At 67.8% G+C, this 14298-nt stretch carries 10 protein-coding genes and 1 tRNA gene; 5 read left to right on the top strand and 6 right to left on the bottom strand.

Annotation, left to right across the window (positions count from 1 at the left end):
• Nucleotides 1-42: 42 nt before the first annotated feature.
• The 3 genes from Q0C38_RS10890 to Q0C38_RS10880 form a co-directional block, all read right to left on the bottom strand.
• Nucleotides 43-912: a hypothetical protein gene (locus Q0C38_RS10890; RefSeq protein WP_291297111.1), complete on the bottom strand. Its 870-nt coding sequence runs from the start codon at nucleotides 910-912 to the stop codon at nucleotides 43-45.
• A gap of 55 nt (nucleotides 913-967) precedes the next feature.
• Nucleotides 968-1056, bottom strand: a tRNA-Leu gene (locus Q0C38_RS10885).
• 36 nt (nucleotides 1057-1092) lie between these two features.
• Entirely contained in the window at nucleotides 1093-2001 is a 909-nt protein-coding gene (locus Q0C38_RS10880) for an aminotransferase class IV (RefSeq protein ID WP_291297110.1), read from the bottom strand.
• Between the two features lie 114 nt (nucleotides 2002-2115).
• On the opposite strand from Q0C38_RS10880, the gene dapB reads away from it, so the two are divergent.
• The 5 genes from dapB (at nucleotide 2116) to Q0C38_RS10855 (ending at nucleotide 9470) form a co-directional block, all read left to right on the top strand.
• Nucleotides 2116-2925, top strand: a complete 810-nt coding sequence (dapB, locus tag Q0C38_RS10875; protein WP_291297109.1) for a 4-hydroxy-tetrahydrodipicolinate reductase — start codon at nucleotides 2116-2118, stop codon at nucleotides 2923-2925.
• Between the two features lie 184 nt (nucleotides 2926-3109).
• Nucleotides 3110-4297 carry a methionine adenosyltransferase gene (metK, locus tag Q0C38_RS10870; RefSeq protein WP_291297108.1) on the top strand — a complete coding sequence of 396 codons (1188 nt, stop codon included), beginning with the start codon at nucleotides 3110-3112 and terminating at the stop codon, nucleotides 4295-4297.
• A gap of 13 nt (nucleotides 4298-4310) precedes the next feature.
• Nucleotides 4311-5045 (top strand): tRNA (guanosine(46)-N(7))-methyltransferase TrmB, encoded by a 735-nt coding sequence (locus tag Q0C38_RS10865; protein WP_291297107.1) that lies wholly within the window; start codon nucleotides 4311-4313, stop codon nucleotides 5043-5045.
• 108 nt (nucleotides 5046-5153) lie between these two features.
• Nucleotides 5154-6299: an efflux RND transporter periplasmic adaptor subunit gene (locus Q0C38_RS10860; RefSeq protein WP_291297106.1), complete on the top strand. Its 1146-nt coding sequence runs from the start codon at nucleotides 5154-5156 to the stop codon at nucleotides 6297-6299.
• A gap of 6 nt (nucleotides 6300-6305) precedes the next feature.
• On the top strand, nucleotides 6306-9470 hold the full coding sequence (locus tag Q0C38_RS10855; RefSeq protein WP_291297105.1) for an efflux RND transporter permease subunit: 3165 nt from the start codon (nucleotides 6306-6308) through the stop codon (nucleotides 9468-9470).
• Between the two features lie 163 nt (nucleotides 9471-9633).
• Here the strand turns inward: Q0C38_RS10855 and Q0C38_RS10850 are convergent, their stop codons facing one another.
• The 3 genes from Q0C38_RS10850 to Q0C38_RS10840 form a co-directional block, all read right to left on the bottom strand.
• On the bottom strand, nucleotides 9634-10356 hold the full coding sequence (locus tag Q0C38_RS10850) for a DUF1194 domain-containing protein (RefSeq protein WP_291297104.1): 723 nt from the start codon (nucleotides 10354-10356) through the stop codon (nucleotides 9634-9636).
• An 87-nt stretch (nucleotides 10357-10443) separates the two neighbouring features.
• Complete coding sequence (locus Q0C38_RS10845) at nucleotides 10444-11997, bottom strand: Ppx/GppA family phosphatase (RefSeq protein ID WP_291297103.1); 1554 nt, start codon at nucleotides 11995-11997, stop codon at nucleotides 10444-10446.
• On the bottom strand, nucleotides 11981-14278 hold the full coding sequence (locus Q0C38_RS10840; protein WP_291297102.1) for an RNA degradosome polyphosphate kinase: 2298 nt from the start codon (nucleotides 14276-14278) through the stop codon (nucleotides 11981-11983). Before Q0C38_RS10840 ends, Q0C38_RS10845 begins: the two co-directional genes overlap by 17 nt.
• Nucleotides 14279-14298: the final 20 nt, after the last annotated feature.

The raw sequence follows: 14298 nt of genomic DNA, 5'->3' as shown, positions 1-14298 counted from the left end.
CGTTCCACCGTGAATCTCACGGTCTGAACAGAATAAAGCTCCTCAATCATATATATTTGCGTACAAAGCCATTTCCCTGAGCTCTTTACGCACTGCAGTGAGAGATGCGGCGATTTCTAGGTTATCTGGATCTGCACGCAATGACATCTCAAGGAAGGAAGCTTTTGCTAGCAGACAGTCACGATGAATATGTATAACACAATTTGGTAGCCCAATATTCATCCGCTCCCATTCTATGTTGTACACTGGATTATTATAGTATGGCTGTTCGTCAAATTTTTCCGCATCAAGACCTATTTCTTTTAGATAATTTACAACATCACGCGGCAGAGAGTTAAGTTTACCCGCGACAATATCAATCATTGAACTTTGAAAAATATTCGTTTCCTGTATGCGTTCGATGTAAACAAGAGCATTATCTACTAAATTCATATCGATTGCCTCCGGTCCGTCGTTTTTTCTCAGATCTGAAATTTTCTTGATCTCGGCCCAAAAATGAAACTCTTGTTGTACGATCTGTTCCAGGTGCTGTGGCGGTATGAAGTAGGGCTCTTTGGCAAACTTCGATTCGTGCAGCGTTTTCATTTTCTTGAGGGCATCGACTGTATAAATTTCACAGTTATTAGTCTTAACATGGTGTTTATAGCAAAGGAGCATTAGATTTGCTGGATGAGATCGATCATCATCTGTCATAGAAGGGTTGTATCGCTCTCCGTCCGGTGATGCCGCTTCGATGTGACAGATTTGTGCGATAAAATCTCCATCCTCATCGATCAGCGGATGTGTGCATCCTGGGAATGCACACCGGTTTCCTGAAAATGCAAACAGCCGCCTCATTGCATTTCTTGTAATTGCTTTCCGCATATATTGCCCCGATCCCTCTAGGCAGACCGATAACGGCAGACCCGGCATCCGTCGCCCCACCTTGCGTGTAATGCCTTAGCCTACGTGAACCAGATCATCCGGCTGGTGCGGGCGGTCGGAGTCGAACCGACACGCCGGTTTCCCGGCTACGGATTTTAAGTCCGTTGCGTCTACCAGTTCCGCCACGCCCGCGCGGACCGGGTCTTAACAGCGTCCGCTGCCAGTCGGCTACACGGGTGTCGCGTGCCAGCCCTCGGCGTGGCGCTGCCAGTACAGGTCATGCAGCGCGCGAGTCACGGGGCCCGGTGCGCCGTCACCCAGCACCGCCCCGTCGAGGCGCGTCACCGGCATCACCCCGCCTGCCGTGCTCGTGATGAACACCTCGTCGGCCCGGCGCAACTCGTCGGCCGGCAGCGCACGCTCGGCCACCGCGAGCTGAAGCTCGGGTGCCAGCTCGATCATCGAGAGCCTGGTGATGCCCTCGAACACGCCGCGATCGGGGGTGACGAGGGTGCGGCCGAAGCGGGCGAAGATGTTGAAGCCGGCCCCCTCCGTCACGTTGCCGTCCCGGTCGGGCAGGATCGCCACGTCGGCCCCGGCATCGGCCGCCTCGTAGATGCTGCGGGTGAAATCGAGCCAGTGGAAGTTCTTGATGCGCGGGTCCACCGCCTCCGGCGGAATCCGCTGCGTTTCCGACACGATCATCGCAAGGCCCTGCTCGCGCTGTGCGGCGTTGGCGATCCACACGAAGGGCTGGGCGAAGGCGCTGAACCGGTTCTGGCAGAGCCGCGGGTCGCGCGTGCCGGGCGGCGGCACGCCGCGCGTCAGCGTCATCTGCACATAGGCATCGGCGAGCCCGCTCCGCTGCACGCAGCCGGTCAGCGCGGCGACGATCTCCTCGCGCGCGAGCGGCAGCGTCATGCGCAAGGCCCCGGCGGAGCGTTCGAACCTGTCGAGATGATCGTCGAGGCGGAAGTACCGCCCCTGCCAGACATGCACGACGTCATAGGTCGCGTCGGAGCGCAGGAACCCACGGTCGAGCATCGGCACCGTTGCCTCGGCGAGCGGAACGAACTCGCCCTCGACGAAGGCTGTGCCGCGCGACATGGCCACGGGCCCGGGCTGGTGGATCGTCATGGGATCTCGTCCTCCTGGTGCAGCGTCGCGCCGGCTGGTGGCGCGCGCAAGGCCGCATTGACCCGTCCCGCCCTTGCAAGCACCGTGGCTTCCGTTCGGGAGGGAGGGGTGCGGATGGCCACACGGATCGGCGTGCTTGGCGTTGGTGGGCGGATGGGGCGGCTGCTGGTGGCCGAGATCGGGCGCGCGACGGGTGCTGCGCTCGCCGGCGGCACGGTCAAGCGCGAGAGCCCTCTCTATGGCCAGGATGTCGGCCGCCTTTCCGGCCTCGAACCCCTCGGCATGCCAGCGACCGATGATCCGGCGACGCTCCTGGGCCGTGCCGACGTGGTGATCGACTTCACGAGCCCCGCGGCACTCGCGCCCCATCTCGCGGCGGCGGTGGCGGCCGGCAAGGCGCTGGTGCTCGGCACATCGGGCCTCTCGCGTGCGGAGGAGGAGGCGGTGGCCGATGCCGCGCGCAGCATCCCCATCGTCTACGCGGCGAACTTCGCGCCCGCCGTGAACGTCATGCTCGGCCTGGTCCGCCAGGCGGCCGCGGCACTCGGGCCCGACTACGACATCGAGATCGTCGAGATGCACCACCGCCAGAAGGTCGATGCCCCCTCGGGCACGGCAATCGCGCTCGGCCGCGAGGCGGCAGCCGGCCGTGGTGTCGACCTCGAGGCGGTCATGGAGAGCGGCCGGCATGGCCATACCGGGCGGCGGGCGGATGGCGCGATCGGCTTCGCCACGCTGCGCGGCGGCCAGGTGGTGGGCGAGCACAGCGTGATCTTCGCCGGCGGGGTCGAGCACATCACGATCGGCCATCGCAGCTTCGACCGGCGCATCTACGCCGAGGGCGCGGTGCGGGCGGCGCTCTGGGCGGCGGGCCGGCCGCCGGGCCTGCATGGCATGCTCGACGTTCTCGGCATGGCGCGGTGAGCAGGGCCTTGGGGGCCCCCGGCGTGGCCAGCGGAGCGCATATCCCCGCACCGCGCTGACCTGCCCTGCCTTGACCCGGCCACGGTTCCTTGCGATGTCCCCCGCCGACCCTTTCCATGGCCGGCTTTTCCGGGGGCCCCGGCCGCTCTGAACCATCCCCTGCGACAAGAGGACGAAGCACGCCATGCGCGCGACGGGCGAATACCTGTTCACCAGCGAATCCGTGTCCGAAGGCCATCCCGACAAGGTCGCCGACCGCATCAGCGACACGGTGCTCGATGCCTTCCTCGCGGCCGACCCGTACAGCCGGGTCGCCTGCGAAACGCTGGTGACGACCAACCGCGTCGTGCTGGCCGGCGAAGTGCGCGGCCCCGAGACCGTGACGGCCGAGTACCTCACGCACCTGACACGGCTTGCCATCCACGACATCGGCTACGACCAGGCCGGCTTCTCCTGGCGCAACGCGGTGATCGACTGCCACCTCCACTCCCAGTCGGCCGACATCGCGCAGGGCGTGGATGCGGCCGGCAACAAGGACGAGGGTGCCGGCGACCAGGGCATCATGTTCGGCTATGCCTGCACCGAGACGCCGGAACTCATGCCGGCACCGCTCTACTACGCCCACCTCGTGCTGCGCCGGATCAGCGAGATGCGGCGGAACAAGGACAAGCTCGTCGCGGGCCTCCTGCCCGACGCCAAGAGCCAGGTGACGCTCCGCTACATCGACGGCAAGCCGGTGGCGGCGACCTCGATCGTTCTCTCGACGCAGCATGTCGAGGGGATGGAACAGGCCGAGATCAAGCGCCTGCTCTGGCCGATCGTCGAAAGCAGCCTGCCCAAGGGCTGGATGTGCGCCGAGGACGAGTTCTACGTGAACCCGACCGGCAAGTTCGTGATCGGCGGGCCTGACGGCGACGCCGGGCTGACCGGCCGCAAGATCATCGTCGACACCTATGGCGGGGCTGCCCCGCATGGCGGCGGTGCCTTCTCGGGCAAGGACCCGACGAAGGTCGACCGCTCGGCGGCCTATGCCTGCCGCTACCTCGCCAAGAACGTGGTCGCTGCTGGCCTGGCCGATCGCTGCACAATCCAGGTGAGCTACGCGATTGGCGTGTCGAAGCCGCTGTCGGTCTATTTCGACCTGCATGGCACGGGCCATGACGTGGACGAGGTGAAGCTCGCCGAGGTGGTCCAGGACCTGGTGAACCTCTCGCCGCGTGGCATCCGCGAGCACCTGCACCTCAACCGGCCGATCTATGTGCCGACCTCGGCCTACGGTCATTTCGGCCGTACGCCGGACGAGGAGAAGGGCACCTTCACCTGGGAGAGGACCGACCTCGTTCACGCGCTGAAGGCCGCCTTCGGTCGTTGATCCTGGCGCTGACGTGACGGAAGCACCGCCGGTCCGGTCGAAGAAGCTCGACCGTGACCCGGCGGCCCGGCTCTACGGCCGCCGGCGTGGCCATGCGCTCCGCCCGCGACAGGAGCGGCTGTTGGCCGAGACGCTGCCGCGCATGGTCTTTCCGCTGGCGCTTGCCGCGACGCCGAAGGCCGCCTTCGCTGCCCCGGTGCGCGCGGTGTGGCTCGAGGTGGGGTTCGGCGGGGGGGAGCATGCCGAGGCCATCGCCGCCGCCAACCCGGATGTCGGGCTGATCGCGGCCGAGGTGTTCGAGAACGGGTTGGCCAGCCTCCTCACCCGCCTGGTTCCCGAGGACGAGGAGGCGACGGCAGCGGTGCCGCCTACCCTCCGCCTCTGGCCGGCCGATGCGCGGACGCTGATCGCAGCCCTCCCCGATGGCGGCCTGGAGCGCCTCTACCTGATGTTCCCCGATCCGTGGCCCAAGGCGCGGCATGCGCGGCGGCGCTTCGTGCACCCCGCCACGCTCGGCGAGGTGGCGCGCATCCTCGCAGCCGGCGCCGAATGGCGGCTCGCGTCCGACGACCCGACCTACCAGGCCTGGGTGGCGGAGACGCTGGCGAACCAGCCCTGGTTCGCGATCGAGGATGTCGCCGATGCGCGGCCCGATGGCTGGCCGCCGACGCGCTACGAGGCGAAGGCGCTGCGCGAGGGCCGGCGCCCGCGCTACTGGACGCTGCGCCGGCGCCCCGACGCGGCTTGATCCAGCGCAAGGACGGCGACAGGCCGCCCCTGCGAAAATCACCATTCTATGCTGCCTCGTTGGTCTAGTCTCTGCGACGGTCGCTATCCCCCAGGAGCCCAATCCGCCATGCGCACGTTCAGCCTCGCTACAGCGATCATCGCGCTCCTTGCCGTGCCGCTCCACTCAGTCGCGCAGCAGGCAGCGCCGCCTGCCGTCTCCGTCGGCGTCGTTGCCGTGACGGAGGAGGACGTGACGCAGGCCGTCGCGTTCATCGGGCGGATCGAGGCGGTCGACCGCGTGGCCCTCGTCGCGCGCGTCACCGGGTTCCTCGAGCAGCAGGCGTTCCGCGACGGGCAGGAGGTGAAGAAGGACGACCTGCTCTTCGTGATCGAGCGCGAGCCTTTCGTCGCCTCGGTCTCGGCCGCCAAGGCATCGCTTGCCTCGGCCGAGGCGCAGAAGCTGAACGCCGACGTCCAGCTCGCCCGCGCCGAGGAGCTGGTGCGCACGAACAACATTCCGGTCGCGACCCGTGACCAGCGCCGCGCCGAGGCGGCGGAGGCCGCCGCGAAGGTGCTCGAGGCGCGCGCCGCGCTCGAGCAGGCGGAGATCAACCTCGCCTACACGCTGATCCGCGCCCCCGTCGCCGGGCGCATCGGCCGTGCGGCGTTCACCGTCGGCAACGTCGTCACGCCGCAGTCGGGAACGCTCGCGCTGCTCGTCAGCCAGGACCCGATGTTCGTGACCTTCCCCGTCAGCCAGCGCCTGCTGCTCGACCTCAAGCGCCAGCAGATTGGCGACGGCCAGGGCGAGGCTGCGCGGCGGTCGCAGGTGGCGGTGCGCGTCGCCTTCGCCGATGGCACCGTCTATGGCGAGGTGGGCGAGATCGATTTCGTCGACGTTACGGTCGGGCAGGGAACCGACACGGTGGCGGTGCGCGCGCGTGTCGGCAATCCGCAGCGCCTGCTGACCGACGGCATGTTCGTGTCGGTGCGCGTCGAGGGCCGCGAGCCGGAGAAGAAGATCGTCATTCCCCAGGCGGCCATCATGCTCGACCAGCAGGGTGCCTTCGTGTTCGTGGCCGAGCAGGGCCGTGCAGCGGTGCGCCGCATCCGCACCGGCCAGCAGCAGGGCAACAGGATCGCGGTCGAGGACGGGCTCAAGCCGGGTGACATGCTGGTCGTGGACGGCATCCAGCGAATCCGCCCCGGCGTGCCGGTGCAGGCGGTGCCGCAGGCGCCGCGTGCGGACGCGGCCACCGGCCGGGCGGGCTGAGCGGAGATGATCAGCGCCGTCTTCGTCGACCGTCCCCGCCTTGCCATCGTCATCGCCATCGTCACGACCATCGCGGGGTTGATCGCGCTCACCGGGATTCCCGTCGCGCAGTATCCCGAGATCGTGCCGCCACAGGTGAAGGTGACGGCGACCTATCCGGGCGCGAATGCATCCGTCGTCGAAACGACCGTGGGCCAGGTGATCGAGAGCCAGGTCGTCGGCGTCGACAACATGATCTACATGCGGAGCCTCTCGGCCTCCGACGGCACCTATTCGCTCACCGTCAGCTTCGAGCTTGGCACCGATCCAGACATCAATACGGTGAACGTGAACAACCGCGTTCAGGTGGCACTTGCCTCGCTGCCCGATGAGGTCAAGCGCATCGGCGTCACGGTGAAGAAGGTGTCCTCCGCCTTCCTCAACGTCATCGCCGTGTACGATCCGGAGGGGAAGTACGACAACCTCTTCATCTCCAACTACCTCACCATCAACGTTCTCGACCGGATCAAGCGCACCCAGGGCGTGGGTGACGTGACGCTGTTCGGCCCGCTCGACTATTCGATGCGCGTCTGGCTCGACACCAACCGGATCGCGCAGCTCGGCCTCACGCCCGGCGACGTGCAGGCGGCGGTGCGCGCGCAGAACGTGCAGGCGCCGGTCGGGCGCATCGGCGCGCGGCCGATCAGCGACGACCAGCAGCTCCAGCTCACCATCACCACGCAGGGGCGGCTCTCGAGCCCCGAGCAGTTCGGCCAGATCGTCATCCGCGCCAACCCCGACGGCTCCGTGCTCAGGCTCTCCGACGTCGCGCGGATCGAGCTCGGCGCGCGGATGAGCGACGTCGAGACGCGGTTCCAGGGCAAGCCCGCCCAGCTCTTCGCGGTCTACCAGGCGCCCGGCGCCAATGCCGTCACCGCCGCGCGCGCGGTGCAGGCCGCGATGGACGAGATGGCCCAGCGCTTCCCCGAGGGGCTGCGCTGGGAGGTGACCTACGACGCGACGACCTTCGTCACCGAAACCATCCACGAGGTGCAGAAGACGCTGATCGAGGCGTTCATCCTCGTCGTGCTCGTGGTGTTCATCTTCCTCGGCAACCTGCGCGCGACGCTGATCCCGACGATCGCGGTGCCGGTGAGCCTCATCGGCACCTTCGCGATCCTGCTGCTGATCGGCTACTCGGCCAACACCGTCTCGCTGCTGGCGATGGTGCTGGCGATCGGCATCGTCGTCGACGATGCGATCGTCGTGGTCGAGAACGTCGAACGCGTGATGCACGCCGAGCCGCATCTTTCGCCGGCCGAGGCGACGAAGAAGGCGATGGCCGAGATCACCGCGCCGATCATCGCGATCACGCTCGTGCTGCTCTCGGTGTTCGTGCCGATCGCCTTCATCCCCGGCATCACCGGCGAGCTGTTCCGCCAGTTCGCCGTGACGATCTCGGTCGCGATGGTGCTGTCGGCGATCAATGCGCTCACCCTGTCACCTGCGCTCGCCTCGGTGTTCCTGCGCCCGAGCCATGGGCCGCGGAAGGGCCCGATCGGCAGAGCGATCGGGGCGATGATGCGCGGGATCGACAGCGTGGCGAACGGCTACGGCGCGGTGGTCAAGCGTCTTGTGCGCGTGTCCGCCGTCTCGCTCGTCGTCGTCGGCGTCTGCATGGCCGGCATCGTCGGCATCGCGCGCGTGACGCCGACCGGCTTCGTGCCGGAGGAGGACCAGGGGACGATCTTCGTCGTGGCCCAGTTGCCCGATGCAGCCTCGGTCAACCGCTCGGCCGCGCTCTCGACCGAAGTCGAGAAGATCCTCGCCGCGCACCCGGCGGTGGCCAGCGTCTCCTCCGTCATCGGCTACAATTTCGTCGATGGCGCGGCGCAGTCCAACACGGTGTTCATGATCGTGCTGCTGAAGCCGTTCCAGGAACGCACCGATCCGGCGCTGGGCGCCCAGGCGGTGATCCGCGACCTGGGCGGCCAGTTCCGTGCCCTGCGCGACGGTGCGGTGCAGGCGCTGAACGTGCCGCCGATCATCGGGCTCGGCACAGGCGGCGGCTTCACCTTCATGCTCCAGGACCTCGAGGGGCGCGAGCCGAAGGAGCTTGCCCAGGCGATGCGCGGCCTCGTGGTCGCCGCCAACCAGAATGACAGCCTCACCCGCGTGTTCTCCACCTTCTCGGCCTCCACGCCGTCGGTGTTCCTCGAGATCGACCGTGATAAGGCGCAGGCGCTCGGCGTGCCGATTTCCGACGTGTTCGGCACGTTGCAGACGATGCTCGGCGGGTCCTACGTGAACGACCTGAACCTGTTCGGCCGCACCTGGCAGGTGAACGTGCAGGGTGAGCCTGATGACAGGCGCGGGGTCGATGACATCCTCCGCATCTTCGTGCGGAATGCGAATGGCGAGATGGTGCCGATGCGCTCGCTCGCCGAGGTGCGCATCGAGGAGGCGCCGCAGTCGATCACGCGGTTCAACAACTACCGCGCGGCGACGGTGCTTGGCGCCGGCGCCGAGGGTGTTTCGTCCGGCCAGGCGCTGGCTGCGATGGAAGGTGTGGCGCGCGCGACGCTGCCATCCGGCTATGGCTTCGAGTGGTCCGACATCTCGTTCCAGGAGAAGCGCGCGGCCGGGCAGATCGGCGGCATCCTCGTGATGGCGATCCTGTTTGCCTATCTCTTCCTCGTCGGCCTCTACGAGAGCTGGACCATTCCGGTGCCGGTGCTGCTCTCGGTGGCCGTCGGCGTGCTCGGCGCGTTCATCGGCATCTGGATCGCGCAGGCGCCGCTCGACCTGTACGCCCAGATCGGCATTGTCGTGCTGATCGCGCTGGCCGCCAAGAACGGCATCCTGATCGTGGAGTTCGCGAAGGAGCTGCGCGAGAAGGGAATGCCGCTGCTGGAAGCCGCGACCGAGGGCGCGCGGCTTCGTTTCCGGCCCGTGATGATGACGTCGTTCGCGTTCATCCTCGGCCTCGTCCCGCTCGTGACCGCCCAGGGTGCGGCGGAGATCGCGCGGCGGAACGTCTCGATCGGCGTGTTCGCGGGGATGATCGCCGCGTCGTTCATCGGCATCTTCGTGATCCCGATGCTCTATGTGTTCTTCCAGCGCGAGCGCGAGCGCATCAAGGGCTGGTTCGGCAAGAAGTCCACCCCGGCGGCCCACGCCGCGGGGGAGTAGCGCCACCGGCTGCCGTCCCCGTTTTTCCAAGCGCGCGAACTGCGCGCCGCCGCCCGGCGCTTGAGGGCCTGAAAAAAGACTTCGAGCCAAGCCCGCGGAGCGGGCGCTCGGCGCCTGAGGGCACCAGAACGATCCCGGCGCCTGAGGGCGCCAGAATGATCCCTCAGCCGTAGCGGGGGCCGGGCGTTGCCGAGATCTCGCGGATCAGCTTGCGCAGGACGGCGCCCTGGAAGGCGTTGAAATCCTCGGCCGCGATCATGAAGGCGCCTGGGCCGCCGATCACGAAATCCTGGAAATACGTGTCGAGCGACATGTTCTGCGGCCGGCCGAAGGGTGAGCGGTCGTTCAGGATGGGCAGGCCGTTGATCGTGATGCCGGCATCGACGGCGAGGTCGCGCATCAGCGTCACCGGGCCGCCGGAGTTGTTCACCCCGTCGGCCGAGATGTCGATCACCCGCCGAGTGCCCTCGAACGGTGCCTCGCCCAGCGCGCGCATCGAGGCCTCGATCGCGCCGAAGATGGAGGTCCAGTTCATCGAGACGCGTGGCGCCGCAGACAGCGCCTCGCCCCAGCGATTGGCCGAGGCGGCACCGTCGATCTTGGTCCAGGGGATGACGGTGCGCTGGTAGTCGGCCGACGCCCACTCGATGTAGACGACGGCGATGGCGCCGAGCGTGCCGCTCCTGATCGCCGAGACCACGCGCGGGTCGGTCATCGCGCTGCGATAGCCCTCGCGCTGCAGCTTGGCCTCGTCCTCGTCGATCGAACGGCTGACGTCGACTGCGAGAACGAGCAGCACGTCGACGGGCTCTGCGCTTGCCCTGGCCGCCTTTGCCGCCGCGAGGGCGGGGATGGCGGAGAGGACTGCACGGCGCGTTGCAACCATGGGACGTAGAGTACCAGAGCATTCCTGCCATGCGCCACCATGACATCGGCAAGACACGAAACGTGATCGGCCACGCCGGCGCCGCGGTCAATCGGCCGCGTCGACGTCGATTGCCTGGTCCTTGGGGGGCGCGATCTCGGTTGCGGGCTCCCCGCCGGCCAGTTCCGCCAGGCGCTCGAGGCGCCGCCACACGCTGTCGCCGGCGAAAACGCCGCCGCCCTGGGAGAGGCGGAGCACGAGGCGCTCATGCTCGCGCCGGAGCCCGGTGAGCGCGAGCAGGCCAGCCGACCCACCCGAGAGCGTGTAGGCGAGGCGAAGTGCTGCGCCGAGCAGTTCCGCCCGCTGCGCGGCTGCCACATCAAGCAGCACGCGGGCTGGCGAGAGCCATGGCTGGTCAGGCTCAGCCTCGTGGCGCATGGCGACGACGAGGGCGAGGAAGGCACGGGCGTGGTGGTCGAGCCCGATGCCCGGCTGGCGCAGCATGCGCAGGAAGGCCTGCTCCGCCTTGTAGTCGGGGTGCTCGTGGGCGCCGATGTCGCTCACCCAGCACGCGGCTTCGCGCAGCCGCCGCTCCTGCCGCGTCTCGCCCGTGAACAGCGGGGCGGTCCACGCGATCAGGGCAGGTGGCAGGGCGTCGCCGCGACCGAAGCGGGTGTTGAGCTCGCGGCCGGCGGCGATCAGCGGGTCCTCGGCCCTCACGGCGGGGGGAAGGCGGCCGGCGAACCAGCCCTCGCGCATGCCGTTGGCGCTGAACACCGCCCGCCGCGCCTGCGTCACCCGCAGCAGCCGGCGCATCACCACAGCGGCGAAGGGCAGCCCATCGACACGCTTGCGCGACAGGCCGGGAATGCGTTCGAGCGTGCGCCGCGAGAGGTTCGTGACGACGCTGGTGAGGTCGCGCGCCTCCTCCCGCGGCAGGGTGTAGTGGTGCACGATCTGCAGCGGATAGCCGGTCTGCCCGATATGGATGCGGGCGAGCGCACGCCAGGCGCCGCCAACCAGATAGAGGTCGCGGCCCACGCCCTCGCGCAGCCACGGGATGGCGGCGAGCGCCTCCTCGGCGATGGCGCGCGCGCGCACCACGTCGTTGCCCGACTGCTCCGACAGGCGGATGACGCCGAGCGGCAGCGTGGCCGCACCGACCATGGCACCGCCGCGGATGTGCACGAGCTCGAGGCTTCCGCCGCCGAGATCGCCGAGGATGCCGTCGGCGTCGGGAATGCCGCAGAGCACGCCTTCGGCCGAGAGCCTGGCCTCCTCCTGCCCCGTCAGCACGCGCAGCGTCAGGCCTGGGAAGCGGCGGCGCAGCATGCCGACATAGGCGTCGCCGTTGGTGGCGTCCCTGACGGCCGCGGTGGCCAGCACCTCGACCGGGTCGGCCCCCATGGAGCGGGCGACGGCGACGTAGCGCTCCATCACCAGGATGGAATGGGCGATCGCGTCCTCGTTCAGCAGGCCGGTGGCCTGGAGGCCTCGGCCGAGGCCGAGGATGGCCTTTTCGTTGAAGATCGCCACGGGGTTCCGGGCCAGCCCCTCGTAGACCACGAGGCGCACCGAGTTCGAGCCGAGATCGACGACGCCGACGCGGTGGGGATGCGCTTCGTCGGGCGCAGCGGTGAGCGGCTCAGTCCTGCGCGACACGGTCCTGCCGCTCGCGCCCTGGCGCGACTGCCACCGTCGCCGGGCCGTGCAGCGCGCTGCCACGCCCGGAGAGGGAGGGGTTGGTCATGAAATAGTCGTGCGCGGAGAAGGCGCCCTCGGCGGCAACGATGCGGCGATAGGCAGCGTCCGGCCCGAGGATCCAGGACTGGGCTTCGTCCTTCAGGTTCACCACCATGATCTGGTCGAGGATCTGGGCGTGCACGGTCGGGGTGTGGATCGGGGCCATGACCTCGACGCGCCAGTCCATGTTGCGGGCCATCCAGTCGGCGGAGGAGATGTACACCGCCGCCTCCCGCGAAGGCAAAGCGTGGCCGTTGCCGAACGCGAAGATGCGCGCATGCTCGAGGAAGCGGCCGACGATGCTCTTGACGCGGATGTTCTCCGACAGCCCCGGCACGCCGGGCCGGAGGCAGCAGATGCCGCGGCAGACGATCTCGATCGCAACCCCTGCCTGCGATGCGGCGTAGAGGCGGTCGATCAGGTCCTCGTCGACCAGCGAGTTCATCTTGAGCCAGATCGTGGCCGGCTTGCCCGCGCGGGCGAAGCCGATCTCGCGGTCAATCAATTCGCCGAGCCGCGGGCGGATCGTCAGCGGTGCGAAGGCGAAGGCGTCCATCCCCACCGGCTGCGCATAGCCGGTCATGAAGTTGAACAGGCGCTGGGCGTCGCGCGTCATGTCGGGGTCGCAGGTGAAGAAGGAGAGGTCGGTGTAAACCCGCGCGGTGTAGGGGTGGTAGTTGCCGGTGCCGACATGGGCGTAGGAGCGGAGGTTGGCACCCTCGCGGCGCACCACGAGGCTGAGCTTGGCGTGTGTCTTGAGCTCGATGAAGCCGTAGACGACCTGAACGCCGGCCGCCTCCAGCTCGCGCGCCCAGCGGATGTTCAGCTCCTCGTCGAACCGTGCCTTCAGCTCGACCATGGCGGTGACGATCTTGCCGTTCTCCGCCGCCTCGATCAGGGCGCGCACGATCGGGCTGTCGCGGCTTGTGCGGTAGAGCGTCTGCTTGATCGCGACCACGTTGGGATCGCGCGCGGCCTGGCGCAGGAACTGCACCACCACGTCGAAGCTCTCGTAGGGGTGGTGGACGACGATGTCCTTGTGGCGGATGGCGGCGAAGCAGTCGCCGCCGAAATCGCGGATACGCTCCGGAAAGCGCGCGGTGTACGGCGTGAACAGCAGGTCGGGCCGGTCATCGACGATGATCTGCTTGAGGTCGGTCACGCCGAGGATGCCATCGACCGCGAACACCTCCGCCCGCGGGGCGTCGAGCTCGTCGGTCACGAAGTCGAGCAGGTCCTGCGGCATCGTGGCGTTGACGGAGAGGCGGATCACCTTGCCGCGGCGGCGACGCTTCAGGGCGGTCTCGTACGACCGCACGAGGTCCTCGGCTTCTTCCTCGAACTCCACGTCGCTGTCGCGGATGACGCGGAAATAGCCTTTCGCGGCAACCCGGTAGCCGGGGAACAGCCGGTCGAGGAACAACCCGATCGCCTCCTCGAGCAGCATGAAGCGGATCTGCGGACCCCCTCCCTGGCCTCCTCCCTGTGCCTGGCCCTGGCCTTGGCCCTGTCCCGCCACGTCCGGCAGGCGGATGAAGCGCTCCACCTGCGTCGGGATCGGCAGCAGCGCGCGCATCGCCGTGCCGTCGTCGGCATGGGTCAGCTTCAGCACCATCACCAGGCCGAGCGAGGGGATGAAGGGGAAGGGGTGGGCAGGGTCGATCGCCAGCGGGGTGAGGACGGGGAAGATCCGCTCCATGAACCACTGCTCGAGCCATGGGCGGTCATCGGCGGAAAGTTCCGGCGTATCGACCACGGCGAGGCCAGCAGTGCGCAGCTGGTCGGCCAGCTTCCGCCAGACGCGCTGCTGCTCGACGATCAGCTCCAGTGCCTTGCCGTGGATGGCGGTGAGCTGCTGCATCGGCGTCAGCCCATCGGGGCTTGCCTTGACCACGCCCGCGGCAGCCTGCCCGACCAGGCCCGCGACGCGGACGGAGTAGAACTCGTCCAGGTTCGAGGCCGAGATCGAGACGAAGCGCACACGCTCGAGCAGCGGATGGCGCGGGTTGTCCGCCTCCTCCAGCACGCGGGTGTTGAAGGCGAGCCACGAGATCTCGCGGTTGATGAAGCGCTCCGGACTTGCCGGGTCGATCGGACCTGATGCCTCCGGCGGGCCTGATGCCTCGGGCGCGCCGGGCTGGGCCGGGGCGTGCGCGTCATCGGTCTCGGCAAGCTTGGCGACCTCGCGTACGCGGGCCATGGCCTCGTCTCCCCAACGGT

This window comes from Elioraea sp. (genome assembly GCF_022842375.1).
GTDB lineage: Bacteria > Pseudomonadota > Alphaproteobacteria > Acetobacterales > Acetobacteraceae > Elioraea_A.
Note: the sequence above shows the minus strand (reverse complement) of the source record. Positions and strands in the feature narration are given on the sequence as shown.